Source organism: Micromonospora sp. CNZ322 (assembly GCF_007827755.1).
This window is the reverse complement of record NZ_VITD01000002.1, coordinates 330,369-345,112: the sequence shown is the minus strand read 5'-3', so window position 1 is coordinate 345,112 and position 14,744 is coordinate 330,369. Positions and strand designations below refer to the sequence as shown.

The 14,744-nt window shown below is 70.4% G+C and carries 12 protein-coding genes; 5 read left to right on the top strand and 7 right to left on the bottom strand.

Annotation, left to right across the window (positions count from 1 at the left end):
* Position 1: 1 nt before the first annotated feature.
* From nrfD to FB453_RS06540, 4 genes are all read right to left on the bottom strand, one after another.
* Positions 2-1,237 carry an NrfD/PsrC family molybdoenzyme membrane anchor subunit gene (gene nrfD / locus FB453_RS06560; protein WP_145788341.1) on the bottom strand — a complete coding sequence of 412 codons (1,236 nt, stop codon included), beginning with the start codon at positions 1,235-1,237 and terminating at the stop codon, positions 2-4.
* Positions 1,234-2,388 (bottom strand): 4Fe-4S dicluster domain-containing protein, encoded by a 1,155-nt coding sequence (locus FB453_RS06555; protein WP_145788339.1) that lies wholly within the window; start codon positions 2,386-2,388, stop codon positions 1,234-1,236. Before FB453_RS06555 ends, nrfD begins: the two co-directional genes overlap by 4 nt.
* On the bottom strand, positions 2,336-5,608 hold the full coding sequence (gene fdh / locus FB453_RS06550; protein ID WP_486480181.1) for a formate dehydrogenase: 3,273 nt from the start codon (positions 5,606-5,608) through the stop codon (positions 2,336-2,338). The genes FB453_RS06555 and fdh overlap by 53 nt, the downstream gene beginning before the upstream one ends.
* A 404-nt stretch (positions 5,609-6,012) precedes the next feature.
* Complete coding sequence (locus FB453_RS06540) at positions 6,013-6,573, bottom strand: hypothetical protein (RefSeq protein ID WP_145788335.1); 561 nt, start codon at positions 6,571-6,573, stop codon at positions 6,013-6,015.
* 695 nt (positions 6,574-7,268) lie between these two features.
* On the opposite strand from FB453_RS06540, the gene FB453_RS06535 reads away from it, so the two are divergent.
* Positions 7,269-7,610: a hypothetical protein gene (locus FB453_RS06535; RefSeq protein ID WP_091400038.1), complete on the top strand. Its 342-nt coding sequence runs from the start codon at positions 7,269-7,271 to the stop codon at positions 7,608-7,610.
* Positions 7,607-8,266: a nucleotidyl transferase AbiEii/AbiGii toxin family protein gene (locus FB453_RS06530; protein ID WP_145788333.1), complete on the top strand. Its 660-nt coding sequence runs from the start codon at positions 7,607-7,609 to the stop codon at positions 8,264-8,266. Before FB453_RS06535 ends, FB453_RS06530 begins: the two co-directional genes overlap by 4 nt.
* A 169-nt stretch (positions 8,267-8,435) precedes the next feature.
* Here FB453_RS06530 and FB453_RS06525 read toward each other — a convergent pair whose 3' ends face one another.
* The gene (locus tag FB453_RS06525; protein WP_145788330.1) at positions 8,436-9,338 is read right to left on the bottom strand and encodes an SDR family oxidoreductase; all 903 of its coding nucleotides are present in this window, start codon (positions 9,336-9,338) and stop codon (positions 8,436-8,438) included.
* A 184-nt stretch (positions 9,339-9,522) separates the two neighbouring features.
* Between FB453_RS06525 and FB453_RS06520 the strand changes: the two genes are divergently transcribed.
* Positions 9,523-11,316: a 5'-nucleotidase C-terminal domain-containing protein gene (locus FB453_RS06520; RefSeq protein ID WP_145788328.1), complete on the top strand. Its 1,794-nt coding sequence runs from the start codon at positions 9,523-9,525 to the stop codon at positions 11,314-11,316.
* Between the two features lie 58 nt (positions 11,317-11,374).
* Here FB453_RS06520 and FB453_RS34060 read toward each other — a convergent pair whose 3' ends face one another.
* On the bottom strand, positions 11,375-11,548 hold the full coding sequence (locus FB453_RS34060; protein ID WP_167362358.1) for a hypothetical protein: 174 nt from the start codon (positions 11,546-11,548) through the stop codon (positions 11,375-11,377).
* An 84-nt stretch (positions 11,549-11,632) separates the two neighbouring features.
* Positions 11,633-12,793: a geranylgeranyl reductase family protein gene (locus tag FB453_RS06515; protein ID WP_145788326.1), complete on the bottom strand. Its 1,161-nt coding sequence runs from the start codon at positions 12,791-12,793 to the stop codon at positions 11,633-11,635.
* A 148-nt stretch (positions 12,794-12,941) separates the two neighbouring features.
* On the opposite strand from FB453_RS06515, the gene FB453_RS06510 reads away from it, so the two are divergent.
* Together FB453_RS06510 and FB453_RS06505 are read left to right on the top strand one after the other, a co-directional pair.
* Positions 12,942-13,178, top strand: a complete 237-nt coding sequence (locus FB453_RS06510; RefSeq protein ID WP_112587077.1) for a hypothetical protein — start codon at positions 12,942-12,944, stop codon at positions 13,176-13,178.
* A gap of 85 nt (positions 13,179-13,263) precedes the next feature.
* A complete protein-coding gene (locus FB453_RS06505; RefSeq protein WP_112724826.1) occupies positions 13,264-14,703 on the top strand; it encodes an MFS transporter in 1,440 nt (479 codons plus the stop codon).
* Positions 14,704-14,744 lie beyond the last annotated feature (41 nt).

Below are 14,744 nucleotides of genomic sequence, written 5' to 3'. Positions count from 1 at the left end.
ATCACACCGTGGGCGGCACCGCCCGATCAGATGGAAGATCCATGCCTGTTCGCCGCGCCTCGACCCGTTCGCGCTGCGGCACCACCGTGTAGCGGGGGTCGCGGGCCGAGGCGACGCCGCCGTAGAAGATGCCGAACCGGGTCAGCACCGACGCGGCCAGCAGCGCGGTCCCGGAGAGCGCCCCGACCACCCGGCTGCGCCGGCCCAGCAGAGCACCCGCCACCCCGCCGGCGGTCAGCAACCGCCCGGCGCGCAGCAACCGACCCGGCCGACCCAACCGGTAGGGCTCGCTGAGCAGGCCGAGGCGGGTCTCCACCCGATGCGCGCCGTACAGCTCCAGGGCCGCGCCGGCCACCGCCATCCGGCGGGCCGGCCCGGCCTGGGCCGGCGGCGCGGCGAGCAGACCCACGCCGGCGCCGCTGGCCAGGGCGCTGCCCGCGAAGATCACCGGCAACTCGGGGTACGCCTCATGCCAGGACGGCACCGCCGTGTCGGCCAGCAACACCCCGGTGTACGTGGCCAGCGCCGGCGCGGTACCGGCGGCGAGCAGCCCAGCGGCGTGCCCGATCGGCGGCAACGCCCGGCCGGCCAGCCCGAGCAGACCGTGCCGGGGCAGCACACCGGCCGCCTCGGCGATCGCGGCGACGCCCGCCGCCGGCCCGTACGCAGTGAGGATCCAGGTGCCCATCGACATCGGCGAGGTCGGCTTGGCCACCCGCAGCATGTGGTGGAACCGCGCCGGCCGGCCCAGGTCCTTCACCAGGAAGACGGCGCTGGCGCTGACGGCGGCCAACGCGGTGACCCGACCGGCGCGCCGCAACGCGGGTCGCCCGGTGAGCTGCCCGCCCGCGGCGAGCAACGACGAGCCGGCGGCCAACCCGCCGGTGAACAGGTACGCGGCGATGTCCCACTTCCAGACCGGCCCCTTCAGGATGGGCCGACCGTAGTACGACGTGAACTCCGCCTCCGGCACCCGCAGTTCCTCACCGCCGCCGCGCCGCCTGCCCCGCCGGCCCTGCCGGCCCCCGGCTTCGGTGCTCCGCCGCGCCGTCAGGTCGCCCCGGCGGCTGCTGGCGGCGGTGCCCCTGTCGCTCGGATGGTCGCCACCGCTCGCGAGCTCCTCGCCGCTCGTGGCGCTGAGGCCGTCGTCGCTCACCTGTGGTCGGTCGTCGCCCTCGGCGGCGAGCCGCTCCCGGAAGCGACGGAACCGGTCGCCCACGGGGCCCGGTGGGGTCATGAGGAACCTCCGACGAACGCGGCGACGGTCGCCGCCGCCATGGCGAGGGCCGCGAGGCCGGCGCGCTTCCACATCTTCGGCAGGTCACGGGTGGTCACGACCGGGTCGGGTGGCAGCCCGTACACCTCGGGTTCGTCCAGGAGCAGGAAGAACGCCCCGTCCCCGCCCACGCCGTCGTTCGGGTCATGGCCGTACAGGCGGGCCTCGGGGACGCCCCGCTCGTGCAGCGTCGCCACTCGGGCGGCGGCGCGTTCACGCAGCTCGTCGAGCGGCCCGTACTGGATCGACTCGGTCGGGCACGCCTGCGCGCACGCCGGTGTCATGCCGGCGCCCAACCGGTCGTAGCACAGCGTGCACTTCCACGCCCGACCATCATCCTTGCGCTGGTCAATGACGCCGTACGGGCAGGCGGAGATGCAGTAACCGCAGCCGTTGCAGATGTCCTCCTGCACCACCACCGTGCCGAACTCGGTCCGGAACAGCGAACCCGTCGGACAGACGTCCAGGCACGCCGCGTGCGTGCAGTGCTTGCAGACGTCCGACATCATCAACCACCGGAAATCCGTACGCTCCTCGACGCCCGTGCCCCGGCCCGGCGGCTGGGCCCCCGGCATCCCCAGGAACTGCGGCCCCGCGCCACCCCGGCCCGCGGCGGTCGGATCGGCCGCGATCGCGCCGAGCACGTCCGCCGGCCCGCCCCCGGCCATCCGGGCGGCGGCGGACGGCGTGCCGGTCGGCACACCCGGGTCCGTGCCGGTGCGCTCGCTGGTGCCAGCCGCCGCAGCAGCCGACGCCGCGCTGACCGAACCGTCGGTCGGCGTTCCCGCGAACGGTGGCGTGCGGTGACCGGCCGGCCGAGGTTGCTCGATGAACGCGACGTGCCGCCAGGAGTTCGCGGTCAACGCGCCGGTGTTGTCGTAGGACATACCCAGCAGGTCGAGCCCGCTCTCCGGGACGCCGTTCCACTCCTTGCAGGCCACCTCGCAGGCCTTGCAGCCGATGCAGACGCTGGTGTCGGTGAAGAACCCCATCCGCGGCGGCGCGTTCTCGTAGCCCGCGTCAGGCGCCGGGTCCAGCGGGCCGTACAGGCTGTTCGGGTCAGGAAGCACCCTGCTCCTTTCCCTCGCTGTCGGTGGTGACCGCCGGGGCATTGTGGCCCGGGTTGATCCCGGCGCGCCGCTGGTAGTCGGCCACCAGGTCCAGCAGCGCCGGCCCAGTCGGTCGGCGGCCCGGCCGCACGTCGCAGGTGCCCACCTTGCTCTCCTGGATCAGCACGTTCGGGTCCAGGCTGATACCGAACAGGTCGTTGGCCGAGTCGCCGGTCACCAGACCCTCGAAACCGAAGTGGTACGGCAACCAGACCTGGTGGATCAACCGGTCCTCGACGCGCAACGGGGTGAGCCGGTCGGTCACCAACACCTTCGCCTCGATCACCGCACGACCGCTGACCAGGTGCGCCCAGCCCAGGTGGGCGAGGCCGCGTTCGACGGCCAACTCCGGGGACACCTCCACGAACATCTCCGGCTGCAACTCGGCCAGCGGCGACACCGTCCGGCTCATCGCACCAGCGGTGTGGTGCTCGGTGAGCCGGCTGACAGTGAACACGTACGGGAACACCTGACTGTGTTGCTCCGGCGGGCTCGGGTTCACCGAATTCACCGGGTGCGCGTACATCTTGCGGGTCGGGTTGGCCTGCTGACCGTAGAGCGGGTTACGCACCGGCGACTCCACCGGCTCGTAGTGCGTCGGTAGCGGCCCGTCCAGGACACCGCTGGGCGCGTACAGCCAGCCCTTCCCGTCGCCCTGCATGATGAACGGGTCGTCGCCGGCGATGCCCTCCGTCCCGGACGCGCCGGGTGGCGGCCGGTACGACGGCGGTTTGGTCTTCTCGAAGTCCGGCACGTCGTAGCCGGTCCACTCGGACTTCTCCGCGTCCCACCAGACGTAGCGTTTGCGCTCAGACCACGGGTTGCCGTCCGGGTCGGCGGAGGCACGGTTGTAGAGGATGCGCCGGTTCGCCGGCCACGCCCAACCCCACTCGGCGGCCACCCAGTCCTGCTCGTGTCGGGACTTGCGCCGAGCCGCCTGGTTCACGCCGTCGGCGTACACCCCTGTGTAGATCCAGCAGCCGATGGCTGTGGAGCCGTCCGCGCGGGCCTCCGCGAAGCTGGACAGCGGACGGCCGGTGGCCACGTCGTACCCGTTGACCTCGCGCAGCACCGACTCGGCGCTCGGCTCCGCGAGCGGACCGTGCGTGGGGTAGTCCCAGGTGAGGTCGAGCAGCGCCCGGTCGCGCGGCAGCGGCGAGTCGGCCAGCTTCTCGCGCAGTTTGCGGCCCAGGTGATAGAAGAACCACAGCTCGGAGCGGGCGTCACCTGGCGGCTCGACGGCCTTCTCCCGCCACTGCAACAACCGCTGCGTCTGGGTGAACGTGCCCTCCTTCTCCACGTGCGACGCGGCGGGCAGGAAGAACACTTCGGTGCGGCACTCCTCCGGCACGATCTCCCCGGTGGCGACCTCGGGGCCGTTCTGCCAGAACGTCGCACTCTCGATCATGAACAGGTCCCGGACCACCAACCAGTCGAGGTTGGCCATGCCCAGACGCTGCGCCCGGCCGTGCGCCGACCCGACCGCCGGGTTCTGCCCGAGCAGGAAGTAGCCCTTGATCTTGCCGTCGATCATGTTCAGCACCTGCTGGTAGGTGCCGTGGTCGCCGGTCATCCGCGGCATGTACCCGTAGCAGTAGTCGTTCTCCGGTGTCGCCGCGTCACCCCAGTACGCCTTCAGCAGGCTGGCGGCGAACGATCCGGCGTTACCCCAAAAGCCCTTCTGGCCGGGGTGCCGGATGCTGTCCACCCACTCGTCGAAGGTCGGGTGGTCGGCGTGGTGCGGCATCGGCAGGTAACCCGGCAGCAGGTTGAACAGCGTCGGAATGTCCGTGGAGCCCTGGATGCTGGCATGACCGCGCAGCGCCATCACCCCACCACCGGGACGACCCATGTTGCCGAGCAGCAGCTGGATGATCGCGCCGGTGCGGATGTACTGCACACCCACACTGTGCTGCGTCCAGCCCACCGAGTAGATCAGCATCCCCGTGCGTTCCCGGCCGGAGTTTCGGGTCCACGCCTCGGCCAGCTCCAGGAACTTGTCCTGTGGGATGCCACAGACCCGCTCGACCATCTCCGGGGTGTAGCGGGAAAAGTGTCGCTTGAGGATCTGGTAGACGCAGCGCGGGTGCTGCAACGTCTCGTCCCGCGGGGTGTCCCCGTCGACCTGCGCGCCGTGCGACTCGTGCTCCAGCCCGGACGCGCTGTCGCGCTCCTTGGCCGTGTGCCCACTGCCGGAGGAGCCCTCGTTGCCCTCGTACTGCCAGCTGTCCTGCACGTAGGTGCCGGTCTCCGGGTCGAACCCGGAGAAGAAACCGTCGCCGTCCTCGGTGTCGCTGAACTCCTCGCTCACGATCGTCGCCGCGTTGGTGTACGACAGCACGTACTCCCGGAAGTCCAACTCGTTGTCCAGGATGTAGCGCACCACCCCACCGAGCAGCGCGATGTCCGTACCCGCCCGGATCGGCAGATACGAGTCAGCCACCGCGCTGGTCCGCGTGAACCGCGGGTCGACGTGGAAGACCTTCGCCCCCCGACGCTTGGCCTCCATCACCCACTGGAAACCCACCGGGTGCGCCTCGGCCATGTTCGAACCCTGAATGACGATGACGTCAGCGTTGGCGATGTCCTGCTGGAAATCCGTCGCACCGCCACGACCGAAGCTGGCCCCCAGACCGGGGACGGTAGCGGAGTGTCAAATACGGGCCTGGTTCTCGATCTGAAGAGCCCCCATCGCGGTGAACAACTTCTTGATGAGGTAGTTCTCCTCATTGTCCAGCGTCGCCCCACCCAGACTGGAGAAACCCAGCGTCCGGTTGAGCGGCCGGCCCTGCGTGTCGACGTCCTCCCAGGTCTGCTCACGAGCCGCGAGCATCCGGTCGGCGATCATGTCGAGCGCGGTGTCGAGCTCCAGATCCTCCCACTGCGTCGAGTAGGGCCGGCGGTAGCGGACGGTGGTCTGCCGCAGTGGGCTGGTGACCAGGCTCTTGCTCGCCGAACCCTTCGGGCAGAGCCGACCCCGCGAGATCGGGCTGTCCGGATCGCCCTCGATCTGACTGACCTGCCCGTCCTTCACGAACACCCGCTGACCACAACCAACAGCGCAGTACGGGCAGACCGAACGGGCGACGCTATCGGCGTCCTCGGTACGGGCGGTGAGCGCGCGGGACCCGTCGGACTTCGCCGCGGCACCCCGGCCCAGCGGGTCCGTGCCGGTGAGCTGGCGGTACACCGGCCAACCCTCGATAAAGGTCCGTAGACCCAACCCCGACACCCCCTCCCACGCGAGCGACCCTCTGAAGATAGGCCAACTGAGACAGGTTCGCGAACCGAGGAAGCGAGACAGCGCCGCCCCCGGCCGGTGGGCCGGGGGCGGCGCTGGTGTCGGTGTGCAGGTCGCCTCTCGGCGAGTGGCACGACGCGGCTCCAGCCGAACGGTATTCCGCGAAGGCGATATTAGGTGAGGCCCGGGGACACTGAGTCACACCGACACTGTCCACAACCAGCCCCCACCCCGCCTTGTTCCCACGCCCCGCCTTGCCCACCCATACGATCGCCGCCCGGCCACAACGGAGATGCCGCTGGCCGGCACCCCGGATTGCGGGTGCCGGCCAGCGGTCGGTGTCGTGCGGTGGTGCTTAGTGCGCTGGTTCTGCGATGTGGCGCGGGTCAGCTGTTCCAGTACTGGGCGACCAGGTCGGTGGCCTGCTGCTCCCACTGGGCGTAGGCGTCCGGGTAGGCCGACACCTGCACGGTCTGCGCGGCGTCGGTCAGCGGCATGTCCTGCCACCCGTCAACCTGCTTCAGACCCTTGAGGAACGCGGTCGTCGAGTACTCCGGGTCGGTGATCTGCTCCGGCGTACCCCAACCCGAGCTCGGGCGCTGCTGGAACAGGCCCAGCGAGTCATGGTCGTTCCTGTCGCCCAGGTGACCCAGGTTCTCCAGCTTCGACTCCTGCAGGCTCGTCGCGATCGAGATCACCGCGGCCCGCTCCGGGAGACCGGCCTTCTTCGTGGCGGCGATGATCGCCTTCACGTTGGCGGTCTGCTCGTCGTTGAGGCTGATGTGGGACTGCTCGCCCTGCGGCTTCGGCGCCGCCGACTGCACAGCTGCGGCGACCGGCTTGGCATCGACCGGGTTGGCGTGGGCGGCGATCGGACCGGCGAAGACACCACCGGCGAACGCGAGACCAGCAACAGACAACATGCTCTTACGGAAGATCGTGTTCATGAGGGGTAGCTCCTTCGGGGGTAGAACACCCGCACCGCCAAAGGGGGCGGCGGTGATGGGTGTGAGCACCTCGTCCGGCGCTGCACGTACCAGGGGAAAAAGTTTGGGGGGTGACGCCCGTGTCGGGCGTCGGGGTCGGTGACCTGCGAGCGGGGGGCTCGCGGCGCCGGGTCCCTGTGTAACGACCGGGGGGCCGAGGTCATTCCGGGGTTGGCCCACCCGTCGGCACCCGCATCAAGGCAGTGCCTGCGGTCGTTCGTGGGGACTGTAACGACCGGGTGGAGGCTGGCATTCCGACCTGCGCGACCAGCCCTCAGGGTCGGGCGGCAGGTCGGTGGTGCTGCGATCGTCAGGATGTGTAACGACCCCGACCCGGCCATGATTCCGGCCCACGAGTGCGCCCGACCACACCCCAGAAACGGCCAACGTCGGACAAACCACCCACAGGCGCAAGGACCCACGGCGCCGCATCGGCCCTCACCGGATGATCCACTCGGGTTCACGGAAGTCGGGGCATCCCGGACGGCCGGACACCCCGACTTCAAGAAACCCGAGTCGATCACGAACGGGCCGACCGCATCAGTACGCGCAAACCGGACAAAATTGGAGGTGATGAGGGCCAGCCGGCGCGCCTGGAGCAGCGCGCTGGGATCGACCTGAGCGACACCGGCTCTGGTGGGCGTTACCCTGACACCATGCAGGCCGTCTCCCCCACCGCGACCGGCGTGGCCTTTCTGGCCCGACCGGGTCGCCCCGCTGTGGTGGCACGGACGCTCGCCGAGCTGGCCGGCCCCACCCGAGGTGTGGTGGAACTGCCGGTACGGCTGATGTGGAACGCCGAGCGCACCTTCGACCTCGGCGACCCCGACCAACTGCTCTGGATGTACGAGAACGTGCTCCGCGAGACCACTCGGGCCGACGATCTGCGCGCTCTGATCAACGGGCGGACGCTGCGTCGGGTGTGGCGACTGCTCAACCTGCCGCGGGGCGTACGCCAGGCGTGGGAGAGCCGGCACCGCGGCCTGCGCGCGGCGTGATCGAACCTCATCTGCACGAGTTCTACCGGGAGGTGGCCCGGGTGGCGCTGGCCGCCGCCGGGCCGTACCGGTTCGTTCTGGGTGGTGGGGTGGCGTGGGCGGCGCACGGGCTGGTCGCCCGACCGACGGAGGACGTGGACCTCTTCGCGGACGTGGAGGGCGCTGCTGCGGCCGCGTCCGCCGGAGTGCGGGTTGCCCTGGAGCGGGCGGGGTTCATCGTCAGTGATGCCGACCCGGACAGTGAGCTGGCCGAGCTGTTCGACGGGTACGAGCAGGACATGAAGGACTTCGTGGTGAGCCGCGACGGACGGCAGATCCGGCTCAGCCTCGCCCGGTTGGACCGCCAGCAGAGCCCGGTGGTGATGGACCTGGGCCCGGTGATGGACGTTCGCGACCTGGTGGCGAACAAGATCGCGGCGTTGGTCAACCGACGGGAGGTTCGCGACTTCATCGACGTGGCCGCCGCCCTCGACCACTACGACGTGACCGAACTGTTGGTGCTGGCACGGCAGGTCGACCCCGCCCTGGACCCGGACGACGTGCGCGCCGCCGGCCGCTACCTGGACCGGCTCTCCGACCAGCGCTTCGGCCGGTACGGCCTGGGCGCCGCCGACGTCGCCGAGATCCGGCAACGCTTCGCCGCCTGGCCACGCTGACCAGCGAGCCACGCGAACAGGCCGCACCAACAACGGGCCGCGCGAACAAGCTTCACCACCAACGGGCCACGCCAATAAGCCGCACCAACAAACGGCCGCGTGAACAAGCGACGCGAGCGGGCCACAGCGTCGGGTGGGCATCCCGCGCGGGCGCCCACCCGACTGCTGGTCACTTGGTTGGTCGACCGCCCGTGACCCCCAGGATCTCGCCCGTCACGTAGCTGGACTCCTGCGAGGCGAAGAAGACGTACGCGGGCGCCAACTCAGCGGGCTGCCCGGGACGCCCCTCGGGGGTGTCGGTGCCGAACTGCTTCACCTTCTCCTCCGGCATGGTGGACGGGATCAGCGGCGTCCACACCGGTCCCGGTGCGACAGCGTTGACGCGGATGCCCTGCTCGGCCAGGTCGGCGGCGAGGGCCTTGGTGAAGTTGGCGATCCCCGCCTTGCTGGTGGCGTAGTCCAGCAGCTGCGGCGACGGGTCGAACGCCTGGATCGACGACGTGTTGATGATCGCCGACCCCTCGGCCAGGTGGGGAATGGCGGCCTTGCAGAGCCAGAACATCGCGTACAGGTTGGTCTTGAACACCCGGTCGAACTGCTCGGTGCTGATGCCGAGGATCCCCTTGTCCTGCGACATCTGGAACGCCGCGTTGTTGACCAGGACGTCGAGACCGCCCAGATCGCGCACCGCCCGGTCGACCAGTTCCTGGCAGTGCGCCTCGTCGGTGATGTCACCGCGTACCGCGACGCCCCGCCGGCCGGCGGCCTCGACCAGCCGGATGGTCTCCCGGGCGTCGGCGTCCTCCTCCTCGCCCAGGTAGGAGATGAGCACGTCCGCGCCCTCCCGGGCGAAGGCGATCGCGACGGCCCGGCCGATCCCCGAGTCACCGCCGGTGATCAGCGCCCGCTTGCCGTCGAGCTTGCCGCTGCCCCGGTACGACTCCTCCCCGTGGTCCGGCTTCGGCGTCATCTCCCCGGTCGAGCCGGGCGCTGACTGCTGCTGTGCGGGCTGACCGGACTGCTGGCCGTACTGGCTGGTCGGGTCCTGCTGGGTGTGCTGGTCCTCGCTCACTGAAATCTCCTCGCTGCGCGCGGGAAGCGGGGCTCTCCCGCGAATGTCGTCCCTGACCGCCCTACCCTGCGTCGGCCTGCGGAAACCGCTGCAACGATCGGGGCTGCCGTGGCGGCAGTGCCGGGTGCTGGTTATGGTGCCCAAGGCGCTCACGAGGCGCGTCCACCCCATGGAAAGGCACGTCATGACCTCTCCCTCCGGCCCGTCGCGCCGCCAGGTGCTCGTCGCCGCGGCGGCCGCGGCGACCACCCCGCTGATCGCCGCCGCGCCCGCGCAGGCGGCCGGCGCGGCCCGGCCGCGCACCTGGGACCTCACCCTCCTGGGCACGTCGGACACGCACGGCAACGTCTACAACTGGGACTACTACCGCGACGCCGAGTACGACGACAGCAAGCAGAACGACATCGGCGTGGCGAAGCTGGCGACCCTGATCAACCAGATCCGTCGGGAGCGGCGCGGCAAGGCGACGCTGGTGCTCGACGCCGGCGACACGATCCAGGGCACGCCGCTGGCCACGTACTACGCCAAGCAGGAGCCGATCACCGCCACCGGGGAGAAGCACCCGATGGCACGGGCCATGAACGTCATCGACTACGACGCGGTGACCCTGGGCAACCACGAGTTCAACTACGGCCTGCCGTTGCTGGACCTGTGGATCCGCCAGCTCGGCTTCCCGGCGCTCGCCGCGAACGCCGTCAACGCGAAGACCGGCAAGCCGGCCTTCCTGCCGTACGTCATCAAGAAGGTCTCCCTCGGTTTCGCCGCGCCGACCCTGCGGGTCGGCATCCTGGGATTGACCAACCCCGGTGTGGCCATCTGGGACAAGGGCAACGTCGAGGGCAAGCTGCGCTTCGACGACATGGTCGCGACCGCCGCGAAGTGGGTGCCGATCATGCGGGCCCGCGGCGCGGACCTCGTGCTGATCTCGGCACACGGCGGTGACAGTGGCACCTCCAGCTATGGCCCGGAGCTGCCGAACGAGAACCCGGTGGCGCTGATCGCCCAGCAGGTGCCGGGGATCGACGCGATCCTCTTCGGTCACGCGCACAACGAGGTGGTCGAGCGGTTCGTCACCAACGAGCGCACCGGCACGCAGGTGCTGCTCTCCGAGCCGTCGAAGTGGGGCCAGCGGCTCACCCGGATGGACTTCACCCTCACCCGTGAGCGTGGCCGGTGGACGATCACCAAGAAGGCCGCCACCATGCTGAACACCAACACGGTGGTCGAGGACCCGAAGGTGCTCGCCGCCGTGCGGGCCCAGCACCAGAAGACCATCGCGTACGTGAACCAGGTGGTGGCCCAGGCCACCGTCGAGATGTCCACCGTGGAATCCAGGTACAAGGACACCCCCATCCTGGACTTCATCAACCACGTCCAGGCCGAGACCGTCACGAAGGCGCTGGCCGGCACGCAGTACGCCGACCTGCCGGTGCTGTCGCAGGCGTCCCCGTTCAGCCGCACCGCGGTCTTCCCCGCCGGGGACGTGAAGATCCGTGACGTGGCAGGGCTCTACGTCTTCGACAACACGCTCGAGGCGGTCGTGCTCAGCGGCGCGGAGGTGCGCACCTACCTGGAGTACTCGGCGAAGTACTTCCGGACCCTCGCCCCGGGCGCCCCGGTCAACCCGGAGCAGATCAGCGACTCGCCGGCAGTGCCGGACTACAACTACGACGTGATCTCCGGCCTGGACTACGACATCGACATCTCCAAGCCGGTCGGGCAGCGGATCACCCGCCTGGTGCTGGCCGGCACCGACACCCCGGTGGCCGACAACGCGCAGTTCGTGGTGGCGGTGAACAACTACCGGCGCAGCGGCGGCGGCAACTTCCCCGGCATCGTGAAGACCCAGGTCTACAACGCGCAGCAGGAGATCCGCCAGCTGCTCATCGACTGGGCGCAGGCCAAGGGGACGATCGACCCGGCCGACTTCTTCCAGCCCAACTGGCGTCTGGTCCGCGAGGGCGTGCCCGTCTTCTGACCGCAGCGCATCACGAACGGGCCGTGGGTGGCGACACCCGCGGCCCGTCGCGCGTTTCTCAGCCCTGCACGTTCCAGCGGATCGGGTCCTCGGACTCCTCCGGCCGGTCGCGCCCGGGGTCGGTCTCGGTCAGGGCCACCCGCTCGTCGGGACGGACGGCGGGCGGCAACTCCCCGAACCGCGCGTGGCGCAGAAACGCGTACTCGTCGTCGGTGAACGGCTGCTCGGTCATCAGCGCCTCCTCCTGCTCCACTGTGATTGTCCAGCGGCCACGCCGGTCGACACCAGTAGCCGGGCACACACCCTGTAAGGCATCCTAGGATCCTGGGTGAGCAGTGGTGGCCTGGCGCGACGATTGGGACAACCGGTCGAGCACCGCAAGGGCGGCCCGGATGGGGCGGCGGCGCAGCATCTCGTCGAAGCTCGCCCGCCCCTGGCAGAACTGCACGAACATCCGCCAGCCCGGCGGGGTCGCCAACAGGGCGTGGAACACGTCCGGCCGACGGGTGAACACGTCGAGCAGCCGGAACCCCGCCCGCATCTCCGGCAGCAGACGCTCGGCCACCGCCCGCTCGTACCCGGCCAGGTCACCGTCCGCGACCGCAGCTCCGGCCAGCTCGCCGGAGCGCAACGCGAAGCTGATGCCCTCCCGGCTCCACGGCTCCAGCAACCCCGCCGCATCCCCCACAACCAGCACCCGACCGTTGCGCAACGGTGAATCCTCCGCCCGACAGCGGGTCAGGTGACCGGAGTCGTGCTCCGCCGGCAACCCGGTCAGACCCAACCGGTCGACGAACCGCCGCAGGTAGTCGCGGGTCCCCTCCCCCGCCCCCCGCGCGGCGATCACGCCGACGGTCAGCCGGTCACCCTTGGGAAAGACCCAGGCGTACGAGCCCGGCATGGCACCCCAGTCCAGCAGCAGCCGGCCCCGCCACCGCTCCTGCTCGACGGGCGGCACCGGAATCTCCAACTCCAGACCCAGATCCACCTGCCGGTACCGAACCCCGACGTGCCGCCCGGTCACCCCCGACGAGCCGTCCGCCCCGATCACGGCACGAGCCGCGATCGTCGTACCGTCGGCCAGCCGCAGGCGTACCCCCTCGGGGTCCTGCTCGATCGCGCGGACCGCGACCCGCTCCCGCAGCTGCGCGCCGGCGGCGACCGCCGCCGCGCGCAGCCGGTCGTCGAACTCCTCGCGGCGCACCATCGTCACCACCGGACTGCCGTTGCGGCGGGTGAACTCCCGACGACCGTCGCGGGTGAATGTCACCCGGTCCACCCGGTCGTGCGCGGGCACCTCGATCCGATCCTGAACGGCCGCCAGCGAGGTGCCGATCAGGCCACCGCCGCAGGTCTTGTACCGCGGGTGAACTGCGCGCTCGACGACAAGGGTGGAGACGCCCGCACGGGCAGCGGCGTGCGCCGCGGACAGCCCCGCGGGGCCAGCGCCGACAACGACGAGATCCCAAACGATCACGGAAGCAGCCTAGGGCACCTCCCCCGCCCGACCGCCGGACCCGCCCGCCGTCGCGACCGCCCGATCGGGTGTGCATCTTCGGGCACCGAGGGGGTAACCGGCGCACGGCAGCCGCCACCGCAGTGGCGGACGAGCACAAGGAGGAACCATGCAGCAGGTGCAACTGTCGGAGGCCGAGCAACGGGTGTACCAGGCGGTCACCACCCTCGAAGCACGCGGGCAGGTGCCCTACCCGGACCTGATCGCCGAGGAATCCGGGCTCACCCAGGAGCAGGTGGGCAGTCCCCTGCACCTGCTCACCGAGAAGGGCCTGCTGCACCGCGAGGACTCGCCGATGGCCGGCCTCGACTTCGGTCCCCGGTTCTGCGCCCGCCAGATGGCGTGACCCACGGAACCAACCGGTACGGTTCGCCCCCCGAAGACCCGGGTAGCGGTCAACCATGGATGACCGAGGGTCGACGGGGGGCACGATGAGCGCGGCGCAGACGCCGCAGCCGGTGACCGCGGCCGAGAACCGACGACGCTGGCAGGCGGTCGGCGTCGGACTCGTCGCCGCCTTCATGACGCTGCTCGACGTGAGCATCGTCAACGTGGCCGTGCCCTCCATCGACCGGGCGCTGCACGCGTCGTCGAGTGACCTGCAGTGGATTCTCTCCGGGTACGCGCTCACCTTCGGCCTGGCACTGGTGCCCGCCGGCCGGTTCGGCGACGCCCGCGGCCGGCGCAACGCCTTCGTCTTCGGCATCGCGCTGTTCACCATCACCAGCGCGCTCGCCGGCCTCGCCACCTCCCCGACCTGGCTGGTCATCGCCCGACTGCTGCAGGGCGCCGCCGCCGGCGTCGTCAACCCCCAGGTCATCGGACTGATCCAGCAACTGTTCCGCGGGCCCGAACGGGCCCGCCCGTTCGGGCTGCTCGGCGCCACCATCGGCATCTCCACCGCCGTCGGGCCGCTGCTCGGCGGACTGCTCATCGCCATCGGCGGCGAGGAACACGGCTGGCGATGGGTGTTCTTCGTCAACGTGCCGGTCGGTGTCCTCGCGGTGATCCTCGGCTGGCGACTGCTGCCCGGCCGCCCCACCGGTCAACCCGGCTGGCGTCGACTCGATCCCGTCGGCGTCCTGCTGCTCGGCATCGGTGTCGTCCTCGTCCTGCTGCCACTGGTACAGGAGCAGCAGTGGCGGACCCCCTGGAAGTGGGCGCTCATCCCGGTCGGCCTGGCGGTGCTGGTCGCCTTCGGGCTCTGGGAACGACGGTACGCACGCCAGCACCAGCCCCTGTTCGACCTCCGACTGTTCAGCTTCCAGTCGTACACGCTGGGCTCGATCCTGGCGCTCGTCTACTTCGGCGGCTTCACCGCGATCTTCTTCATCTTCACCCTGTTCCTGCAGATGGGGCTCGGCTACAGCGCCCTCGTCGCCGGCCTGGCCATCACCCCCTTCGCCCTGGGCTCCGCGGCCGCCGCCGTGCTCGGTGGCCGCATCGTCAACCGCTTCGGCCGACCACTGGTCGCCATCGGACTGCTCACCGTGGTGGTCGGGCTGGCCGCCACGGTGATCGCACTGCGCCTCTTCCCGGACGCTCCGGCGCCCTGGGTCACCGCCGGCCCACTGCTCGTCGCCGGCATCGGCAGCGGACTGGTGATCGCACCCAACCAGACGATCACCCTCTCCGAGGTGCCGGTCGATCAGGCGGGCAGCGGCGCCGGCATGCTCCAGACCGGCCAGCGGATCGGCGCCGCCGCCGGGATCGCCGCCGTCGGCTCGCTGTTCTTCTCCACATTGGCCGACAGCCGCGGGGACTGGACCAAAGCCTTCGAACAGTCCCTCATGCTCGCCACCGTCATCATCGCGCTCGCGCTGATCACCGCGCTGATCGATATCTGGCGCAGCCACAACCACAAAACCTGACCGGGTACGCCGCTGGCCGGCACCCCGCGTGTGAGTGCCGG